The following is a 246-nucleotide window of genomic DNA, read 5'->3' as shown; positions in this document are numbered from 1 at the left end:
CTACCAAGCTGCGCTAATCACCGAACATGGTGCGGAAGGAGAGACTTGAACTCTCACACCTTGCGATACTAGAACCTAAATCTAGCGCGTCTACCAATTCCGCCACTTCCGCACAATTTTTCTACTTGCTAGCAGGTAACTCTAACAAGGGTGATAACTCAATTCTAAAAGAATATCTATGTTATCGAATATGGGGCGACTGAAGGGATTTGAACCCTCGACAACCGGAATCACAATCCGGGGCTC

1 tRNA gene is annotated in these 246 nt (G+C 46.3%); it reads right to left on the bottom strand.

Going from position 1 to position 246, the window contains the following annotated elements:
* Window positions 1-27: 27 nt before the first annotated feature.
* A tRNA-Leu gene (locus AKG98_RS23060) sits at window positions 28-112 on the bottom strand.
* Window positions 113-246 lie beyond the last annotated feature (134 nt).

Source organism: Moritella sp. JT01 (assembly GCF_001574435.1).
Taxonomy (GTDB): Bacteria; Pseudomonadota; Gammaproteobacteria; order Enterobacterales; family Moritellaceae; genus Moritella.
This window is presented reverse-complemented; position numbering and strand designations above follow the sequence as displayed.